Origin of the sequence: Micromonospora sp. NBRC 110037, assembly GCF_001652995.1 — a bacterium.
Taxonomy (GTDB): Bacteria; Actinomycetota; Actinomycetes; order Mycobacteriales; family Micromonosporaceae; genus Micromonospora; species Micromonospora chalcea.
Genome location: NZ_BBVA01000002.1, coordinates 81,202 through 100,761, shown reverse-complemented (window position 1 = coordinate 100,761; position 19,560 = coordinate 81,202). Strand labels below are relative to the sequence as shown.

Genomic DNA, 19,560 nt, shown 5'->3' with positions numbered 1-19,560 from the left:
CCGGAAGGAAGCTCCCGTGACCCCCCATCGCAACATCGGGTTCGTCGCCGCGGCGGCGACCCTGCTGGCGGCGGCCCCGCTGTCGGCGATCTTCGAACGCTGGACGTGGCTGATCCAGGCCACCATCGTGGTCGCCGTGGTGGCCGGCTCGGCCGCGTTGAGCCGGCTGGCCCGGGCGCCGCTGTGGGGCCAGGTGCTGGCGATGCTCGCCGGCCTGACCCTGGGCCTGACGTGGATCTTCCCGAGCGGCGCCGAGCTGCTCGCGTTCATCCCGGCCCCGGGCACGTTCGCCCACTTCGGCGAGCTGACGCAGGCGTCGCTGGAGGACATGCGCTCGTACGGCGTGAAGGTGCCCGACGTCGACTCGCTGCTGTTCCTCGCGGTGCTCGGCATCGGCGCGGTCGCCGTGGTGGTGGACGTCCTCTCGGTCGGGCTGCGCCGGCCGGCGCTGGCCGGCCTGCCGATGCTCGCCATCTACTCGGTGCCGGTGGCGGTCTACCTGGACAGCGTCCCCGCCACCCCGTTCGTGGTGGGCGCCGCCGGCTACCTGTGGCTGCTGGTCACCGACAACGTCGACCGGGTACGCCGGTTCGGCCGCCGGTTCACCGGTGAGGGACGCGACGTCGACGTCTGGGAGGCGTCGCCGCTGGCCGCGGCGGGCCGCCGGCTGGCAGTGGTCGGCGTGGCGGTGGCGGTGGCCCTGCCCCTGGCCGTGCCCGGGATGACCGGCGGGCTGATGAACAACGTCGGCGCCGGGCCCGGTGAGGGCAACGGCCGGCCCGGCCAGGGTGGCAGCCCGGGCCGGATCGACCTGTTCGCAGCGCTCAGCGGCCAGCTCAACCAGAGCCAGGAAACCGAGCTGGTAAAGGTCAGCACCAACGAGCCGAGCCCGTTCTACCTGCGCCTCGGCGTGGTCGACGACCTGCGGCCGAGCGGCTTCCAGGCGCGCGTGCCCACCGGGCGGCCGGTCACCCGCGGCCTGCCCGACCCGAGCGAGCGCACCCCGCGTGGCGTCGAGCGGCAGCGCTACAAGGCCACCGTCGAGGTGTCGAAGAACCTGAACATGCCGCTGCTGCCGGTCTACGCCGATCCGGTGAAGGCGGACGACCTCAACGGCAACTGGCTGTACGACTCGAGCCAGCAGATAGTCTTCTCCAACCGGGAGAACGCCCGCGGCAAGAGCTACTCGTTCGAGTACGTGCGCTCGACGTTCAGCCCGGCGGCGCTGCGCGCCGCCCCGTCCCTGCCCGCGGACAGCCCGGTGAAGCGCCAGCAGACCGAGCGGCCGTCGGTCCCGGAGGTCGAGGAGCTCGTCGACGAGCTGGTGAGGGGCAAGTCGAACGACTACGACAAGGTCCGCGCGATCTACGAGTACTTCTCCGTGGAGAACGGCTTCACCTACTCGCTGTCCACCCGCGACGGCAGCAGCGGGCAGGACATCACCGACTTCCTCGCCACCAAGGTCGGCTACTGCCAGCAGTACGCGGCGGCGATGGCCTGGCTGGTCCGGGCCGCCGGCATTCCGGCCCGGGTGGCTGTCGGCTTCACCAACGGCAGCAAGTCCGACGGCGGCACGTACGTGCTGACCAACCGCAACCTGCACGCCTGGACCGAGGTCAACTTCGGCAACGGGATCGGCTGGGTGCCGTTCGACGCCACCCCGGCGGCGAGCGTGCAGGGCTCGGTCCGCTCCGCCTGGGCGCCGGACACCGACGCCCCCGAGGAGGTCACCCCGTCGCCCGGCAGCACCGTCGCTCCCGGCGCCGCCGACCCGTCGGCCGGCCCGAACGAGGCGGACCGGCTCGACAAGGACACCGACCAGGGCCTGTCCCTGGGCGGAGGTGACCCGGCCGAGCAGAACCGGGTGTGGCCGTGGTGGCTGGCCGCGGCGCTGGCGCTGCTGGCGCTGTTCGCCGTACCGGGCCTGCGCCGCTCCACCCTGCGCCGCCGCCGGCGCGTCCGGGTCCGGGCGCCCTCGGCCACCGCGCTCGCGGTGCCGGGCCAGCGGGGCGAGGCACGGGAGGTCGTCGTCGGCGTGGACGCCGAGTCCGCCCGCGCCGACGCGCACGCCGCCTGGGACGAGCTGCTCGACACGCTCGTCGACTTCCACGTCCGGGTGGACCGCACGGAGACCCCCCGCGCGACCGCCGAGCGGCTGGCCCGGGAGGCGCTCACCGAGAACGGCGACGCCGCGACCGGGGTACGGCTGCTGGGCCGGGCCGAGGAGCGGGCCCGGTACGCGCGGGACCCGCTCGCCGGCGCGGAGTTGCAACCGGCGCTGCGGACGGTCCGGGGCGCGCTCGCGGCCGGGGCCGACCGCCGCACCCGGCTGCTGGCCGCGCTGCTGCCCCCGTCGGTGATCCAGCGTTGGCGGACCGCCCTGGCCGAGCAGTCGGCCCGGATCGTCACCACGAGCGGGCAGGCCCGGACGCAGATGCTGCGCTGGAGCCCACGCCGCCTGTTGGCGGGCCGCACGGCCCGCTGACCGCCCCGCCCCGTCCCCCGCCCCGTCCCCCGCCCCGTCCCCCCGGCCCCCGGCCCGTTGATCAAGGAGTTTGTGTCTCCGCGAGGCCTCCGACCGGACACAAACTCCTTGATCACCGACTGCTCAGCGGGCTGGCGGGGTGGGGAGCGGGGGCGCTTGAGATCTTGGTAGGAAAAGGCCCCTATAGCGGCCCTTTCCTACCAAGATCTTCGCGTTTCCCGCGCTTTGGAAGATCGATCTCTAGTCGTGGACTATCAGCCGACAGGAGCCGCCGCAGGTCGGCGCGGAGGCGATGATCGGCTGCGAAGCACTGGCCAGCGGACCGGGGAGAGACTCACGCCGCAGCCGGGGAATCCGGGGGCACCGCCACACCGGCCGACATCGGGGCGTGGACGGGTGCGGCGCGATCGACGGCTACGCGCACCCGCCGCCGTGGAGCGGGCACGACGAAGCGCACGCCGACGGGCGTCGCCGCGACATCCGCCCCGGTCCGGGGCGGAGCACGGTCAGCGGTGTCCCTCCGGGCGCTGCCGCCAGCGGTCCTCCATCCGGTCGAGGAAGGAGCCCCGGCGGCCACTGCTGCGGCCACGGGGACGACGCCGGCTCGTTGTGCCGCCGACCACGTGCAGGTCGGGCGACTGGGATCGGCGGTGCGACTGCACCGCGTAGCCCAACGAGGCCAGCATGACGACGAAACCCGCCACGGCCACCGCGGGAATCTTGATCACGGCACCATAGATCAACAGGGCCAGACCAGCGACGACCACGCCGGCAGCGACGAGCACGCGACGCCGCGCGTGGAAACGCGGGTCGCTGGCGCGCACGGCCGAGGCGAACTTGGGGTCCTCGGCAAGCGACCGCTCGATCTGCTCGAACAGCCGCTGCTCGTGCTCCGAGAGCGGCACGGCACTCCTCCCCGGTCACGTTGGTCGACCCGGGCGGGCCGACAGACCGTGGCAGCCAACCGGCTGCTTACCCGCAAGTCTACGAGGGCCCCCGCGCGTCGGAAAGCGGGACGACCTACGGCCGGGTCGGTTTTTCGACTTGTCGTGTATCACGACGGCCGAGAAGACTGGCCGGACCTATGACGGACCGCCCGAATCGGGCGGCCGCCGCATCGGCCGCCGCCTCCGCCTCACGCCAGCCGCGCTCGGGCGCGCCGAGGGTGAGCTGCTGCGGGGTCTCCCCGGCGGGGGCGAGACCTTCCATCCGGACCCCGACCAGCCGAACCGGCTCGCCGGGAGCGAGCGCGCCCCACAACGCCCAGGCCGTGTCGAACATCTCCCGGGCGGTGTCGGTGGGCACGGCGAGCGTGCGGGAGCGGCTGATCGTCCGGAAGTCGGCGAAACGGACCTTGAGCGACACGGTACGGCCCACCTGCCCGGCCGCCCGCAGCCGAGCGCCGGCCTTGTCGGCGAGCGCGAGCAGGGACCGCCGGATCTCGTCCGGGTCGGTCACGTCGGTGTCGAACGTGACCTCCGCGCCGATCGACTTCTCCACCTGTTCGGGCGTCACCCCGCGCGGGTCACGCCCCCAGGCCAACTCGTGCAGGTGGGCGGCGGACGCCTCGCCCACCGCCCGGCGCAGCAGGCCGGCCGGCGCCTCGGCGAGGTCGCGTACGGTGCGCAGGCCGAGGCGGCGCAGCGCGTCGGCGGAACGCTCCCCCACGCCCCACAGGGCGGACACCGGCAGCGGGTGCAGGAAGTCCAGCACCTGAGCGGCCGGGACCACGAGCAGGCCGTCGGGCTTGGCCCGGGTGGAGCCGAGCTTCGCCACGAACTTGCTCGGCCCGACGCCCACCGAACAGGTCAGCCGCTGTTCCTCGGCGACCCGGCGGCGGATCAGCGCGGCGATGTCGGCGGGCCGGCCGAACAGCCGGCGGGCGCCCGCCACGTCGAGGAACGCCTCGTCCAGCGAGAGCGGCTCGACCAGCGGGGTGACGTCCCGGAAGATCCGCATGACCGCCCGCGACGCCTCGGTGTAGGCGGTGAAGTCGGGCGGCAGGTAGACAGCGCCGGGGCAGAGCGCCCGGGCGCGGGCGGTGGGCATGGCGCTGCGGACGCCGTACTGCCGGGCCTCGTAGCTGGCGGAGCTGACCACGCCGCGCGGGCCGACGCCGCCCACCACCACCGGCCGCCCGCGCAGCTCGGGACGGCGGCGCACCTCGACCGAGGCGTAGAACGCGTCCATGTCGACGTGCAGGATGGCGCAGCCGGTGTCGTCGGCGTCCGGCCCGAAGCGCGGGTCACCGCCTCGGGGCAACGACTGGCTGCGGCCCATGCCAGCAGGCTAGCCCGCCGGTCCGACAACCCCACCGCCCAGCCCGGCGGCCACCGACGCGGCCGCAGCCGCGGATGAGTCGGGTCAGCCCCGCACCACCAGCAGCGGAACGGTCATCTCGGCGGCGGTGTCCGCGCCGTGGTACGCCACCAGCCGCGACGCCATCGGCGGCTCGGAACGGGTGGCGACCACCGCGTACGTGTCCCGGCAGACCACCACCACGTCGCCGATCCGCCTCAGGTGCGCCTCGGGCACCGGCCCGAACCAGCCGGTCGCCACCGCCTCGGCGCGGGTCAGCACGTGCGCGGCCGGGCCCAGCAGCTCGGTCCAGGCGGCCACCACGTCGGCTTCGGCGCCCGGCTCGGTGTGCAGGTAGCGGACGCGGGGCTCACCGGCGACCACCAGTACCCCGGCGCGCAGCCGGGGATCGGCGTCCAGGTCGATCCGGTGCCCGGCGGGCACGTCGAGCTGGCCGTGGTCGGCGGTGACCAGCAGCGCGGCGTCCGGCGGCAGCCCGTCGACGAGCCGGGCCAGCAGCGCGTCCACATCGGCGGCGGCGGACCGCCACGGCGCGGAGTCGACGCCGCTGAGGTGCCCGTGCCGGTCCAGGTCGGGGTGGTACCCGGACACCAGCGCGGGTCCGTCCCCGGCGGCCAGCGCCGCCAGCATCCGCGCGGCGAGCGCGTCGGCGCCGGCCGCGCCCCGGTAGTCGCCGCCCCGGTTGGCGGCGAGCGTCAGACCACTGCCGGCGAACTCGGGGCGGCTGACCACCGTCACCGCCACCCCGGCGGCGCGCGCCCGCTGGTACCAGGTGGGCACCGGCTGCCAGCTCACCGGGTCGGGGTCGCCGGCCCAGTCGACGTGGTTGAGCACCCGGTCGGTGCCGGGCACCCGGACGGTGAAGCCGAGCACGCCGTGCGCGCCCGACGCGGTGCCGGTGCCGAGGCTGACCAGGCTGGTCGGGGTGGTGGACGGGAAGCCGGTGGTGAGCGGCCGGCCGGTGGTGGCGGCCAGTCCGGCGAGCGTCGGGGCGTACCGGGCGGCGGTGGGGATCTGGTACCAGCCGAGGCCGTCGACGAGCAGCACCGCGATCCGGCGTACCCCGGCCAGCCCCGGTGCCAGGCCGAGCCGGTCGGCCGCACCGGGTACGCCGAGCACCGACAGCGCGCTGGGCAGCACGTCGGCCAGGCTGCCGCCGTCGTAGCGCGGCGCAACCCGGTCCAGCGGGCCGGGAGCCGGGCCGGTCATGCCGGGCGGCGGGCGAACAGGTGCAGCTGAGCGGCGAGATCACGGTACGGGGGCCGGGCCGCGAGCGCCCGTTCCAGCTCCACCAGGGCGGCCGGCTGACCGTCGGCCACGGCGGCCGGAAGCAGGTCGGCGAGCACCCGTACCCCGTGGATCTCCTCCACGGCGAGGCCGGCGGCGGTGAGCAGCGCGCTCGCGTCGGCGGCGTCGTAGCGGCGGCGCAGCGTGTCCCGGCGGCCGGTGGTGCCGTGCGGGTCGGCGGCCAGCGCCGCGGCGGCGTCAAGTTGCCCGTTCATCGCCCGGCCGAACACGGCGGCGGCCCGGCCGGCGACGAGCACGCTCGCCGCGCCGCCCGGGCGCAACGCGGTGACCAGCGCGGAGATCACCGGTTCCGGCTCGTCGACGACTTCGAGGACGGAGTGGCAGAGCACCAGGTCCACGGTGGCCGGTTCGACCAGCCCGGCGAGCGCGTCGGCGTCGCCCTGCGTCGCGCGTACCCGGTCGGCGACCCCGGCCTCGGCGGCGCGGCGGGTCAGCGCGGCGAGCGCGTCGGGGCTGGCGTCGACCACTGTGACCCGGTGACCGGCCTCGGCGAGCGGGACGGCGAAGCCGCCGGTCCCGCCGCCGACGTCGAGCACGGAGAGTCGTTCGCCGGCCCGCCGGTCCAGCTCGGCCCGGAGCACCGACCAGATGACGGCGGTGCGGGGGGTGAGGGTTCGGATCTGCTCCACGCGCCGAGCCTAGTCACCCCCCGGCCCAGGTTCAGGACTCGCCGCCGCCGGCGGGGTCGTCCTCGGCGCGGGAGCGCTGGTCGTTGGCCACCGGGCCGTCGGTCACCTGGTATTCCCGCGGCTCGGCCTCGTGGGTGGGCGCCCAGTCGGCGCCGAGGCGGGTCCGTCGGGCGTTGGCTACGCCACCGGCGTACGTGCGGTGAAAGGTCATCTGTTCATCCCCCATACCCCGGGTGGGCCACTCTGCCCACCCGCGTCGGGAGTCTCCCGCCTCCGGCTCACGGAAACCGTAATGTGGATCACTCCATCAACGGAAATCCCTGGATGCCGGTGTGACGGGGGGCTCGATCGCGTCCAGCCGGTCCGCGGTGAGGTTCGTGACGCCCTCGTGCCGCTGCAGCCGGCCCCGCACCACCAGTGCTCCACTGGTGCGGGCGATTCGACGGTAGCGCTGCCACAGCCCCGGGGAGCAAGTGACATTCAGCATTCCGGTCTCGTCCTCCAGGTTGAGGAACGTGACGCCGCCGGCGGTCGCCGGGCGCTGCCGGTGGGTGACGATCCCGCCGACCCGGATCCGCTGCCCGGGCGGCACCTGGCCGAGCCGGGCGATCGGCACCGCGCCCAGTTCGTCGAGGCGGTCCCGGATGAACCGGGCCGGGTGGCTCTCCGGGGACAGGCCGGTGGCCCAGACGTCGGCGACCAGGCGGTCCACCGCGGCCATGCCGGGCAGCGTGGGCGGGTCCGCGCCGGTCACCGTGCCGGGCAGCCGGCCGGGCCGGTCCTGGGCCGCCGCGCCGGCGGCCCAGAGGGCCTGCCGCCGGGTCAGCCCGAAACAGGCGAAGGCGTCGGCGGTGGCCAGCGCCTCCAGCTGCGCGGCGGTGAGACCGACGCGGCGGGCCAGGTCCGGCATGTCCCGGTACGGCCCGTGCGCCGTCCGTTCCGCCTCGATCCGCTCGGCCACGTCCTCGCCGAGGGTACGGACGCTGCCCAGCCCGAGCCGTACCGCCGGGCCGCCCAGCCCCCAGGCGTGCGGCGGCTCGCCCGGCACGCTGCCCCACCGCGTCTGCGGGGTGGACTCCAGCACCGCCTTGGCGCCGCTGGCGTTGATGTCCGGCCGGCGTACCTCCACGCCGTGCCGGCGGGCGTCGTCGGCGAGCGTCTGCGGCGAGTAGAAGCCCATCGGCTGGGCGTTGAGCAGCGCGGCCAGGAACGGGCCCGGGTGGTAGCGCTTGAGCCACGAGCTGGCGTACACCAGGTAGGCGAAGCTCATCGCGTGGCTCTCCGGGAAGCCGTAGCTGGCGAACGCGGTGAGCTTGCGGTAGACGTCGTCGGCCAGCTCGCCGGTGATGCCCCGCTCGGCCATCCCGGCGTAGAGCCGGTCGGCGATCTGCGCCATCCGCTCCACCGACCGTTTCGCCCCCATGGCCCGGCGCAGCTGGTCGGCGCCGGCCGCGTCGAACCCGGCCAGGTCGATGGCGAGCTGCATGAGCTGCTCCTGGAACAGCGGCACGCCGAGCGTCTTCTCCAGCGCGTTGCGCATCAGCGGGTGCGCGTACGTGACCGGCTCCTGGCCGTTCTTGCGCCTGATGTACGGGTGCACCGAGCCGCCCTGGATCGGGCCGGGCCGGATCAGCGCCACCTCCACCACCAGGTCGTAGAACTCGCGCGGCTTGAGCCGGGGCAGCGTGGCCATCTGGGCGCGGCTCTCCACCTGGAACACGCCCACCGAGTCGGCCCGGCAGAGCATGTCGTAGACCTCGGGGTCGTCCAGCGTCATGTCGCCGAGGTCGAGGCGGGAGCCGATCAGGTCGTAGCCGTAGTGCAGCGCCGAGAGCATGCCGAGGCCGAGCAGGTCGAACTTGACCAGGCCGACGGCCGCGCAGTCGTCCTTGTCCCACTGGAGCACGCTGCGGCCGGGCATCCGGCCCCACTCCACCGGGCACACCTCGATCACCGGCCGGTCACAGATCACCATGCCGCCGGAGTGGATGCCCAGGTGCCGGGGGAACGTCTGCAGCTCGTTGGCGTACGCGACCACCTGCTCCGGGATGTCCGCCACGTCGACCGCGGCGACCGAGCCCCACCTGTCGATCTGCTTGCTCCAGGCGTCCTGCTGGCCGGGTGAGAAGCCGAACGCCTTCGCCACGTCCCGCACCGCCGACCGGGGCCGGTACGAGATGACGTTGGCGACCTGGGCGGTGTGCTCCCGGCCGTAGCGGGCGTAGACGTGCTGGATCACCTCCTCCCGGCGGTCGGACTCGATGTCCACGTCGATGTCGGGCGGGCCGTCGCGTTCCGGGGCGAGGAACCGTTCGAACAGCAGCCGGTGCCGGACCGCGTCCACGTTGGTGATGCGCAGCGCGTAGCAGACCGCCGAGTTGGCCGCCGAGCCCCGGCCCTGGCAGTAGATGTCCTGCGCGCGGCAGAACGCGACGATGTCGTAGACCACCAGGAAGTAGCCGGGGAACCCGAGGTCTTCGATCATCCGCAGCTCGTGTTCCAGCTGCGCGTACGCCTCCGGGTGCGCCTCGGGCGGGCCGTAGCGCTCGCGGGCGCCGTCCATGGTCAGCCGGCGCAGCCAGCTCATCTCGGTGTGCCCGGGCGGCACCGGGTACGCCGGCAGCTTCGGCGCCACGAGCTGCAGGTCGAAGGCGAGTTCCGCGCCGTACTCGGCGGCCCGCGCCACCGCCCCCGGGTACGCGGCGAACCGCGCTGCCATCTCCGCGCCGCTGCGCAGGTGGGCGGTGGCCGCGGCGGGCAGCCAGCCGTCGATCTCGTCGAGGCTGCGCCGGGCCCGGACCGCCGCGACCGTGGTGGCCAGCCGACGCCGGCCCGGGGTGGCGTAGTGCACGTTGTTCGTGGCGACTGTGGGCAGCCCGGCCGCGGCGGCCAGGTCGGCGAGCGCGTCGTTGCGGTCGGCGTCGACCGGGTGGCCGTGGTCGGTCAGCTCCACCGCCACCGTCTCCGCGCCGAACAGCGCGGTGAGCCGGTCCAGCTCCCGGGCCGCCGCGTCGACGCCCTCGGTGAGCAGCGCGGCGGGCACGTGCCCCTTGCGGCAGCCGGTGAGCACCAGCACGTGGTCCTTCAGCTCCGCCGCGAGCTCCTCCAGCTCGCCGTAGACCGGGCGGCCCTTCTCCCCGCCGCGCAGCTGGGCCCGGGAGATGGTGGCGGCCAGGCGCGCGTACCCCTCGTGGCCGTGCGCCAGCACCAGCAGGTGCCGGCCGAGCGGGTCGGGTTCGCCGTTCTGCGGGCCCGGCAGCCCGAGGGACAGCTCCGCGCCGAAGATCGTCGGCAGCCGCAGCGCGCGGGCCGCCTCGGCGAAGCGCACCACGCCGTAGAAGCCGTCGTGGTCGGTGACGGCGAGCGCGGTGAGCCCGAGCCGGGCCGCCTCCTCGGCCAGTTCCTCCGGGTGGCTGGCCCCGTCGAGGAAGCTGAAGTTGGAGTGCGCGTGCAGCTCCGCGTACGGCACCACGCCGTCCGGCCGGTCCAGCTGCGGCGGCTGGTATTCCTGGCGCTTGCGGCTCCACGCCGGTGAGTCGCCGCCGTCGGCGTCGACCGCGAGCGGGTCGACCACGTGCAGGTGCCGCTCGCCCTTGGCCCGGCCGGAGAGCACCTGCTCCAGCTTCGACCACGGCATCTTCGGGTTGTGGAAGCTCACCGGTGCCCGCCTCGCCCTGCACCCGAAAGCCCGAGATCTTGGTACGAAGCGGCCCCCGGAGGGGCGCTTTCGTACCAAGATCTTTCCCGGCGCTCAGTCATAGATCGCCTCCACCAGCCACTGCCCGCCCTCGACCGCGAGCAGCAGCGCGGCACCGTCGGCCAGGCACACCTGGAACCGGGCCCGGCGGCGCGCCTCGGCCGGCGCCCACCAGCGTTCGTCCACCGGCCACGGGCCGGCCCAGCCGGTGATCTCGGCCGGGCGCCCGTCGCCGACGGTGAGCCGGGCCGGCGCCGCGCTGACCGCCAGCCGCGCGCTCACCACCACCGGATCCCCGGCCGCGTCGCGCACGTCGGCGGCCAGTGGGGCGGGCAGCACCACGGCCGGCGACGGCGGCGGGATCCGCCCCGGCCACGGCGGCTCGGCCATCGCCCGGCCCCGCCCGGCCCGTCGCCCCGCACGGCCCCCAGGGGGTACGACGACAGGGGCGGACGCGGCACCCGGAGCGGCCCCGGCGGCCGGGCGCGACGGCGTCACGCCGCTCGCCGGAGCGGCAGCCGGACCGGCCGGGACCGGGCGCGACGACGCGACACCGCGCACCGAACCGGCCGGGACCGGTGGCGCGGCGGCGGGAGAGGCGGGCGGCAGGGGTGGCGGGCCGGGACGGGCGGGCACCCGCTCGTCGCCCCACGGGACCAGGCGCACCTGGTCGGCCGGGGAACGCCCGCCGCCGAGCACGGCGGTGACCACCGCCTCGGGGCCGAGGATGCCCTGCACCCGGCTCAGCGCGCGGTGCGCCCGCTCCCGTTCCGCGCCGGTCTCCCCCCACAGCCCGGGCTGCAGGCCCGCCTGGGCGAGCACCCCGTCGGGCACCAGCCGCAACCGGACGATCCCGGCGGTCGGGCGGGCCGGGCGCGTCCCGCCCCGGCCGTTGCTGCCGGTGAGCCAGCCGTCGAGCTGCCAGCGGACCCGGTCGGCGATGGCCGCGGCGGTGAGCAGGCCGTCGTGCCGCCAGACCCGGTGCAGTTCCTGGCCGTGCGCGGTGACCGCCTCGATGCCGAGGCGGGTGCAGGCCAGCCCGTACCCGGCCAGCCGCTCGTGCAGCAGTTCGGCGAGCGTGCGGGCGGCGAACGCGGCGGCGTCGACCCGGTCGACCGGCTCGTCGTAGTCGGCGGTGACGATCAGGTCGGCGGGCGGCTGCCGGACCGCGAGCGGGCGGTCGTCCCGGCCGCCGGCGAGCCGGTGCACCAGCGCGCCGTCGAAACCGAACCGGGCCAGCACGTCCCCGGCGGGCAGCGCCGCGAAGTCGCCGAGGGTGCGGACGCCGAGCCGGCGCAGCAGGTCGGCCAGGGCGGGCCGGCCGAGCGCCTCGACCGGCCGGGTGGCCAGGAACTCGCGGGTGCCGCCGGGCGCCACGATCCGCCCCTCCCGGGCGGCCAGCCCGGCCGCGAACACCCCGTCGGCGATGCCGACCTGGCTCTCCACCGCGCAGCTCTGCGCGACGTGCTCGACGATCCGCTCGGCCGCCGCCTCCTCGCCGCCGAGGTAGCGGCTCGGCCCCCGGGCCGCCGTGGCGCAGGCGCCGGGCCGGATCACCTCGACGCCGGCGACCACCTCCTCCACGGCGGCCACCACCGGTTCGAACGCCCGCGCGTCCCGCCCGGGGTCGTGGTCGACCACCGTCAGGTGCGGGCAGCGCCCCTGCGCCTCCCGGCGGCGCAGCCCGCGCCGGATCCCCTCGGCACGGGCCCGCTCGGAGCAGGCGACCACCCGGTTGGCGTGCAGCACCACGACCGGGTCGGTGGCGGGCACCCCGTCGACGATCTCGGCGGCGAGGACCGGCCAGTCCGGGCACCAGAGCAGCAGCGTCCGCTGCGGTACGCCGCTCACGCCGGCCCGGCCACGGCGGGCGTACGGGCGGGCGGAGCCACCACGCGCAGCCGGCGCGACGGCGCGGCGGACGGTGCGCCGAACCCGGCCGAGCGGGGGATCACCCGGGTCAGCTCGTCGCCGGGCAGCCACACCTTGATCTCCTTGGGGCGGGCGGCGGCGCCCCGCCCCCGGGCCGAGACGGTCACCTCACGGCGGCGCAGCCGCCCGCGACCGGCGCCGAGCCCCTGCCAGACGCCCCGGACCACCTGGAGCGTGACGTCCGCGCCGTCCCACCGGCCGTACGGGACGAGCACGCTTCCGCGCTGCCGGGCGCGGGCGGCCAGCCGGGTGGCGATCGAGGCGGAGACGGTCGCCGGCACGGCGGTGACCACCACGTCGACCCCGTCGATGAGCGCGGCGACCACTGTGGGCCACTCCGGCCCGGGGTCGGGCACCAGGGCCAGCCGGTCCAGGGCGATGCCCGCCTCGGCGGCGGCGCCGGCCCCGAAGGTGGGTACGCCGACCACGGCGCACCACGAGCCGGCCCGGGACGCCTCGGCGAGCAGCGCGAGGATCAGCGAGGTGGCGCCGCTGCGCCGGGGCTGGCCCGCGCCGACCGCGACGGTGCTGCCCCGGCGCAGACCACGGTTGGGCAGCAGCCCGGTCAGCTCGGCCCGGACGGGCAGCACCCGGTGGCCGCCGGCCGGGTCGGGCGCGCTCGCCGGACGGACCAGCTCGGCCAGGGCGGCGGAACCGACCACCATGCGGCCCGCCATCGGACCAACCCCCCGTCGTGTTTCCGCCACGGGCCCGCCCGTGGATGGTGCTGTGGATCGTGTGCTGTGGATCGTGTCGGTGCTGCGGCACGTGGTGCCGTTGGTGCGGCGCCCGGCCACCCGGGGTCCCGCCGGTGGTGGCCGGGCGCCACGAATCAGGCGGCTGCCGCTCCGGGCCGCGACGGCGGGGAGTCGGAGACGCCGCGCCGCAGGGGCCGGGGCAGGCCGTCGAGCGCCGGCTGGTGGGCCAGGCCGAGCGCGGTCTCCACCACTGTCACGAACTCCTCGGCGGCACGCAGCAGGTCGTCGGCCTCCCGGGCGGTGACCACCCGGGGGATGCCTGCTTCGGCGGCGGCCCGCTTGCTCGCGCCGGCGGCGAAGTAGGCGGCCCACTCGTCCAGCTCGGGGGCGACGGTGGCGAGCAGCACCCAGACGCTGGTGATCCGGTTCCGCCGGGTGGGCGCGGGACGGGCCCGGGCGGCGAGCACTGCGGCGGCGGCGCGCAGCGCCGCGAGGTGGGCGGCGGCGTACCGGAGACCGTCGGGACGGGTGCGGGCGGCCTCGGCCAGCCCGTCGCGGGCCACCGCGAGCAACTGGGCGGGGGTGCGGTGCGGCAGCACGTGCGCGGGCACCGTGGGCGCCTGGGCCGGACTGGTCGGCATGGGTCTCTCCTCCGCGTGTGGCCGGGGCGGGCGGTCGCGCGACGGAAAACCGTCGCCCGGTCGCCCGGAGCGGTCGGTGCGGAGGAAGACGCACCTTCAGGTGGCTGGCCGGCCGGGTGTGGACGCTTCCCCACACCCACCCCCGGCCGGCGTGCCGGCGGGTCCGTCGCCCGCCGCCCGGGGGTCGTGGGCGGCGGGCGACGACCTGCCTGACGGGCCCGGACTCGCGACTGTCCGAACCCGGTGCGGCCCGCGGTGCCGCACCTCCCGGAAGCCGGTGCCGCGAAACACCGCTTCCGGAGCGTTCGACGGGTGCCCGACCGGTCGGACCGGAGCCGGGCCAGCCGGGGAGCTGAGCCGCTATCCGCTCTAACCGAATCGAACACTCGTTCTAACTACCCTGACAGTACACCTCCCTACCGACGAAAACGCAACGTGTGACGCGCCGGGGACACACGGGAGGGCCACGGCCCCCGGCGGGGCCGGACCGGGGGTGAGGGAAGAATGGGGGCATGCAGCCACACCCGAACGTGCAGGCGGTGCAGCGCGCGCTCGACGAGGCGGGCGCGCGGGACGGATCGGGCGAGGCCAGCCTCGTCCGACTGCTGCCCGACGCGGTGCACACCGCCGCCGCCGCGGCCGAGGCGCTCGGCGTCGCCGTCGGCGCCATCGCCAACTCGCTGATCTTCGACGCGGACGGCGCGCCGCTGCTGGTGCTCACCTCCGGCGCGCACCGGGTGGACACCGCCGGGCTGGCCGCCACGCTGGGCGTGACCCGGCTGCGCCGGGCCACCCCGGAGTTCGTCAAGCAGCACACCGGGCAGGTGATCGGCGGCGTCGCCCCGGTCGGCCACCCCACGCCGCTGCGCACCGTCGTCGACACCGCCCTGACCGGGTACGACGAGGTGTGGGCCGCCGGCGGCGTACCCCGGGCGGTGTTCCCCACCACGTACGCGGAACTGCTGCGGATCACCGCCGGCGCGCCGGCCGAGGTGGCGTGAACCCCGAACTCGTCACGCTGCACGTGTGGCGTGTGCCCCGGCGGGCCGTACCCGGTGTGCCGGCCCGGATGGCCACCCACCCGGCGCGGCTGCGCCGCCTGCCCGGCGTCCGCTTCGCCAAGCTGCTCGGCACCGGGACCGGCACCGGATTCGGCCCCGGCGACGCCGACCTGACCCGGTGGGCCGCGCTCGTGGTCTGGGACTCCCCCGCCGACGCGGCCGGCTTCGACGCCTCCCCGGTCGCCCGCTCCTGGGCCCGGATCGCCCGCGCCGCGGTACGGGTCGACCTGCGCCCGCTGACCAGCCGCGGCCGGTGGTCCGGCCGGGAGCCGTTCGGCGCGCCGTCGGGCGGGCGGGTCACCGGGCCGGTGCTGGCGCTGACCCGGGCCCGGCTGCGGGCCCGCCGGGCGGCCACGTTCTGGCGGGCGATCCCGCCGGTCGCCACCGAGCTGCACGCCGCGCCCGGCCTGCTCGCCCGCTTCGGCGTCGGCGAGGCGCCGCTGGGCTGGCAGGGCACGGTGAGCGTGTGGCGCGACCCGGCGGACCTGGTCGCGTTCGCGTACCGTTCCCCCGAGCACCGCGCCGCGATCACCCGCACCCCCACCGAGGGCTGGTACGCGGAGGAACTGTTCGCGCGGTTCGCGGTGGGCGACGTGGTCGGCGACCGCACGGTGCTCGGCTGGGCCGCCGAGGGCGGCCCGGAAACAGCGAGAGGGTACGCATGAGGCTGGTGCGGTGGACACCGGACGACCTGGTCCGGCGGCTGGACGACGTGGTGGCCGTCTACGGCGAGGCGATGGGCTACCGGCCCGACCTGCTGGAGGCCCGCCGCGGCTACATCGCCACCCACGTACGCCGCCCCGGCTTCCGCGCCGTCGCCAGCCTCACCACCGAGGGCCACCTGGCCGGCTTCGGGTACGGCTACCGGGGCGCCACCGGGCAGTGGTGGCACGACCAGGTGCACCGGGCGCTGAACGCGCGGGACCGGCAGCGCTGGCTGGCGCACCCGTTCGAGGTGGTCGAGCTGCACGTCCGCCCGCCCGCGCAGGGGCACGGCCTGGGCGCCCGCCAGTTGCGCGCGCTGCTCGCCGTGGCCGAGGGCGACACCACGCTGCTGTCCACGCCGGAGGCCGACGAGGAGAAGTCCCGGGCCTGGCGGCTGTACCGCCGGTTCGGCTTCGTCGACGTCCTGCGGCACTTCCACTTCCCCGGCGACGAACGGCCGTTCGGCGTGCTCGGCCGGGACCTGCCGCTGCCCCCGCCGGACGCCCCGTGAGCGCGAGGAGTGAGCCGGGTTTGCGAGCCCCGCAGTCGCGAACGAAAGGCGGCACAGCATGAGAGCCCGGCTGCCCTGGGCGCTGCTGGCCGCGCTGATCCTCGCCCAGATCTGCTACCCGCTCACCGGCGGCGCGACCCGGGCCGGGCTCACGGTGGCCACAGTGGTGCTCGGCTGGCTGCTCTCGGTCGGCCACGCGCTGCTCACCCGCGGCGTCCGTACCGCCGCCGCGCTGGTCGCGGTCGTCACCGGCGGCGGGTTCGCGGTGGAGGCGATCGGCGTGGCCACCGGGTTCCCGTTCGGCACCTACGACTACTCCGGGGAGCTGGGCCCGAAGCTGGCCGGGGTGCCGCTGATCATCCCACTCGCCTGGACCTGGATGGCCTGGCCGGCGTGGCTCACCGCGGTCCGGCTGGTCCGGTCCCGGATCGCCCGGATCGCGCTGTCGGCGGTCGGGCTGGCCGCGTGGGACCTGTTCCTCGACCCGCAGATGGTGGCCGAGGGCTACTGGACCTGGCGCGACGCCACCCCGGCGCTGCCCGGGCTGCCCGGCATCCCGGTCAGCAACTACCTGGGCTGGCTGGGCTTCGCGGTGCTGCTCGCGGTCGCGCTGCGCCCGCTCGCCGGGCCGTCGGTGGACCGGACCGACGGCCGGGACGCGCCGATGTTCGCGCTCTACCTCTGGACGTACGCCTCCAGCGTGCTGGCGCACGCGGTGTTCCTGCGGCTGCCGGCGTCGGCGCTGTGGGGCGCGGCCGGGATGGCGGTGGCGGCGGTGCCGCTGGCGGTGACGCTGTGGCGGGCCCGCCGGGACCGGGCCGCCGCGCCGGAGCCGGCGCCGCGCGTCGACGCCCCGGCATGATCGCCACCCTCGCGCTGGCCGTGGCGGTCGCCGCGCTCACCGGGCACACGATCGTCAACGCGTACGCCTGGCTGCGCCGCCCGGCCGCCGGCCCGGCCGAGGTCACCGAGCCGGTGGCGGTGCTGCTGCCGCTGCGCGACGAGGCCGACCGGGTCACCCCGTGCCTGCGCGCGCTGCTGGCCCAGCGCGGCGTGCCGGACCTGCGGATCGTGGTGCTCGACGACGGCTCGACCGACGGCACCGCCGACGTGGTCCGCGCGGTGGCCGGTGACGATCCCCGGCTCACGCTGCTCACCGGCATCGCCCCGCCGCCGGGCTGGCTGGGCAAGCCGCACGCCTGCTGGCAGCTCGCCACCCGGACCGCCCCGGAGCCGGCGGTGCTGGCCTTCGTCGACGCGGACGTGGTGCTCACCCCGTACGCGGTGGCGGCGGCGGTGACCGAGTTGCGCGCGGCGGACGCGGCGCTGCTGTCGCCGTACCCCCGGATCGTGGTGCGGACGGTGGCCGACCGGCTGGCGCAGCCGCTGCTGCAGTGGTTGTGGCTGACGTTCCTGCCGCTGCGCGCGATGGAACGCTCGCGGCGGCCGTCCCTCGCGGCGGCGGGCGGGCAGTTCCTGGTCGTGGACCGGGCCGGCTACCTGCGGGCCGGCGGGCACGCGGCGGTGGCCGACAAGGTGCTGGAGGACATCGAGCTGGCCCGGGCGGTGAAACGGGCCGGCGGGCGGATCGCGCTCGCCGACGGGTCCCGGCTGGCGTCCTGCCGGATGTACGACACCTGGCCGCAGCTGCGCGACGGCTACACCAAGTCGCTGTGGGCGACGTTCGGGCACCCGGCCGCCGCGGCGGCCGTGCTGACGCTGCTGCTCGCGCTCTACGTCGCGCCGCCGCTGCTGGCGCTCGGGGCGCTGCTCGCCGGCGCGCCAGCGGTGGCCGCCGTGGCGTTCCTGGCCTACCTGGCCGGGGTCGCCGGGCGGGTGGTCAGCGCCCGCGCCACCGGCGGACGGGCGTGGCCCGACGCGCTCGCACACCCCGTGTCGGTCGTGGTCCTCGGTTGGCTGACCGTCCGGTCGTACCATCTGCGGAAGCGACACCGGCTCACCTGGCGGGGTCGCCCGGTCACCTAGGAGGGGCACGCCATGGCGCGCATCGTGGTCATCGGCGCCGGGGTGGGCGGGCTCGCCGCCGCCGCCCGGCTCGCGGTCACCGGGCACGAGGTCACCGTCCTCGAACGGGCCGGCACGGTCGGGGGCAAGCTCGGCCGGTACGCCCACCACACCCCGGAGGGGGTGTGGCACTTCGACACCGGGCCGAGCCTGTTCACGCTGCCGCAGGTCTTCCACGACCTGTTCGAGGCGACCGGCGCGAAGCTCGACGAATACCTGGACCTGGTCCCGCTGGACCCGATCGTGCGGCACGTCTTCCCCGGCGGCGGACAGGCGCTCGACTCCTGCGCCGACCCGGACGAGTTCGCCGCCCGGATCGGCGCCGCGTTCGGCGACCGGTCCGCCGCCGACTGGCGCGGGCTGTGGCGGCGCGCCGGCCGGGTGTGGGCGGCCTCGCACCGGGACATCCTGCGCCGTACCGTCGACTCGCCCCGCGACCTGGCGGCGCTGGCCTGGCGGCTGGGCGACCTGGCCGCCATCGGCCCCGGCCGCAGCCTGCGCGGGCTGGGCCGCCGCCACCTGTCCGACCCGCGGATGCGGATGCTGCTGGACCGGTACGCCACGTACACCGGCGCCGACCCGCGCCGCGCCCCGGCCGCGCTCGTCGCCGTCCCCTACGCCGAGCTGGCGTACGGCGGCTGGTACCTGCGCGGCGGGCTGGGCACGCTCGCCGACGCGCTGCTGTCGCGCTGCCTGGACCTGGGCGTGGTGGTACGCACCGACGCCGCGGTCACCCGGATCGACGCCGCGGGCGGGCGGGTGCACGGGGTACGCGTGGCCGGGTCGGCCGCGCCGGTGCCGGCCGACGTGGTGGTCGCCAACGTGGACGCGCTCACCGTCTACCGGGACCTGCTGCCCGACCCGCGCCGGCTGGCCGCGCTCACCGACCGCAGCCTGGCCGGATTCGTGCTGCTGCTGGGCGTGCGCGGCGACTCCGGGCTGGCCCACCACACCGTGTTCTTCCCCCGCGACTACGACGCCGAGTTCGACGCCGTGTTCGGCGACCCGGGTCGCGGGGTGCGGGCCCGCCCGGCGCCCGACCCGACCGTGTTCGTCACCGCCGCCGACGATCCGGCGGTCCGCCCGGACGGCCACGAGGCGTGGTTCGTGCTCGTGAACGCGCCCCGGCACGGCACCGCCGCGAGCGCCGTGGACTGGCGGCGGCCGGGCCTGGCCGAGGCGTACGCGGACCGGATCCTCGACGTGCTGGCCGAGCGCGGCGCCGACGTGCGGGACCGGCTGGTGTTCCGGGAGATCCGTACCCCGGCCGACCTGGACGCGGCCACCGGCGCGCCGGGCGGGGCGATCTACGGCACCGCGGGCGGGCTGCTGCGCCCGGCCAACCGGGGCCCGGCGGCCGGGCTCTGGCTGGTCGGCGGCTCCAGCCACCCGGGCGGCGGCCTGCCCATGGTCACGATGTCCGCCGAGATCGTCGCCGAGGCGGTCGGCCCCGCCTGGTGAGGGGTGTAAGGAAGGGCCCCCTATTAACGCCTCCGGTAGAGGAAGGGCCCCTTATTAACGCGCGCCGCCCGCCGCCCGCCGCGCGCCT

Annotated in this window: 16 protein-coding genes; 7 read left to right on the top strand and 9 right to left on the bottom strand. The window is 76.3% G+C overall.

The annotated features are described in order from the left end of the window. Positions 1 to 16: 16 nt before the first annotated feature. Positions 17 to 2,485 carry a DUF3488 and transglutaminase-like domain-containing protein gene (locus tag A4R25_RS00470; RefSeq protein ID WP_064445221.1) on the top strand — a complete coding sequence of 823 codons (2,469 nt, stop codon included), beginning with the start codon at positions 17 to 19 and terminating at the stop codon, positions 2,483 to 2,485. A gap of 506 nt (positions 2,486 to 2,991) precedes the next feature. Here the strand turns inward: A4R25_RS00470 and A4R25_RS00465 are convergent. The 9 genes from A4R25_RS00465 to A4R25_RS00425 form a co-directional block, all read right to left on the bottom strand. Beyond that, entirely contained in the window at positions 2,992 to 3,390 is a 399-nt protein-coding gene (locus A4R25_RS00465) for a DUF3040 domain-containing protein (protein ID WP_030500228.1), read from the bottom strand. A gap of 115 nt (positions 3,391 to 3,505) precedes the next feature. Continuing rightward, a complete protein-coding gene (locus A4R25_RS00460; RefSeq protein WP_064445220.1) occupies positions 3,506 to 4,765 on the bottom strand; it encodes a DNA polymerase IV in 1,260 nt (419 codons plus the stop codon). Positions 4,766 to 4,849: 84 nt separating this feature from the next. Then, positions 4,850 to 6,013, bottom strand: coding sequence for an alkaline phosphatase family protein (locus tag A4R25_RS00455; RefSeq protein ID WP_064445219.1), 1,164 nt, complete (start codon positions 6,011 to 6,013; stop codon positions 4,850 to 4,852). Then, positions 6,010 to 6,741, bottom strand: coding sequence for a methyltransferase domain-containing protein (locus tag A4R25_RS00450; protein WP_030500225.1), 732 nt, complete (start codon positions 6,739 to 6,741; stop codon positions 6,010 to 6,012). The genes A4R25_RS00455 and A4R25_RS00450 overlap by 4 nt, the downstream gene beginning before the upstream one ends. A gap of 31 nt (positions 6,742 to 6,772) precedes the next feature. After that, entirely contained in the window at positions 6,773 to 6,952 is a 180-nt protein-coding gene (locus A4R25_RS00445; protein ID WP_030500224.1) for a hypothetical protein, read from the bottom strand. 96 nt (positions 6,953 to 7,048) lie between these two features. Then, entirely contained in the window at positions 7,049 to 10,399 is a 3,351-nt protein-coding gene (locus A4R25_RS00440) for an error-prone DNA polymerase (protein ID WP_064445218.1), read from the bottom strand. 93 nt (positions 10,400 to 10,492) lie between these two features. After that, on the bottom strand, positions 10,493 to 12,289 hold the full coding sequence (locus A4R25_RS00435) for a DNA polymerase Y family protein (RefSeq protein ID WP_064445217.1): 1,797 nt from the start codon (positions 12,287 to 12,289) through the stop codon (positions 10,493 to 10,495). Next, complete coding sequence (locus A4R25_RS00430; protein WP_064445216.1) at positions 12,286 to 13,047, bottom strand: hypothetical protein; 762 nt, start codon at positions 13,045 to 13,047, stop codon at positions 12,286 to 12,288. Before A4R25_RS00430 ends, A4R25_RS00435 begins: the two co-directional genes overlap by 4 nt. Positions 13,048 to 13,202: 155 nt before the next feature. Next, positions 13,203 to 13,709: an SAV_6107 family HEPN domain-containing protein gene (locus A4R25_RS00425; protein ID WP_064445215.1), complete on the bottom strand. Its 507-nt coding sequence runs from the start codon at positions 13,707 to 13,709 to the stop codon at positions 13,203 to 13,205. Positions 13,710 to 14,221: 512 nt separating this feature from the next. Here A4R25_RS00425 and A4R25_RS00420 point away from each other — a divergent pair. The 6 genes from A4R25_RS00420 to A4R25_RS00395 are packed head-to-tail and all read left to right on the top strand — an operon-like array spanning position 14,222 to position 19,472. Next, complete coding sequence (locus A4R25_RS00420; protein ID WP_064445214.1) at positions 14,222 to 14,710, top strand: YbaK/EbsC family protein; 489 nt, start codon at positions 14,222 to 14,224, stop codon at positions 14,708 to 14,710. Then, positions 14,707 to 15,435 carry a monooxygenase gene (locus A4R25_RS00415; protein ID WP_043329444.1) on the top strand — a complete coding sequence of 243 codons (729 nt, stop codon included), beginning with the start codon at positions 14,707 to 14,709 and terminating at the stop codon, positions 15,433 to 15,435. Before A4R25_RS00420 ends, A4R25_RS00415 begins: the two co-directional genes overlap by 4 nt. Further along, complete coding sequence (locus tag A4R25_RS00410; protein ID WP_043329442.1) at positions 15,432 to 15,986, top strand: GNAT family N-acetyltransferase; 555 nt, start codon at positions 15,432 to 15,434, stop codon at positions 15,984 to 15,986. The genes A4R25_RS00415 and A4R25_RS00410 overlap by 4 nt, the downstream gene beginning before the upstream one ends. Before the next feature lie 58 nt (positions 15,987 to 16,044). Further along, complete coding sequence (locus tag A4R25_RS00405) at positions 16,045 to 16,848, top strand: carotenoid biosynthesis protein (protein WP_064445213.1); 804 nt, start codon at positions 16,045 to 16,047, stop codon at positions 16,846 to 16,848. Continuing rightward, positions 16,845 to 17,972, top strand: a complete 1,128-nt coding sequence (locus tag A4R25_RS00400) for a glycosyltransferase family 2 protein (protein ID WP_064446414.1) — start codon at positions 16,845 to 16,847, stop codon at positions 17,970 to 17,972. The genes A4R25_RS00405 and A4R25_RS00400 overlap by 4 nt, the downstream gene beginning before the upstream one ends. Positions 17,973 to 17,984: 12 nt before the next feature. Beyond that, positions 17,985 to 19,472: an NAD(P)/FAD-dependent oxidoreductase gene (locus tag A4R25_RS00395; RefSeq protein WP_064445212.1), complete on the top strand. Its 1,488-nt coding sequence runs from the start codon at positions 17,985 to 17,987 to the stop codon at positions 19,470 to 19,472. Positions 19,473 to 19,560 lie beyond the last annotated feature (88 nt).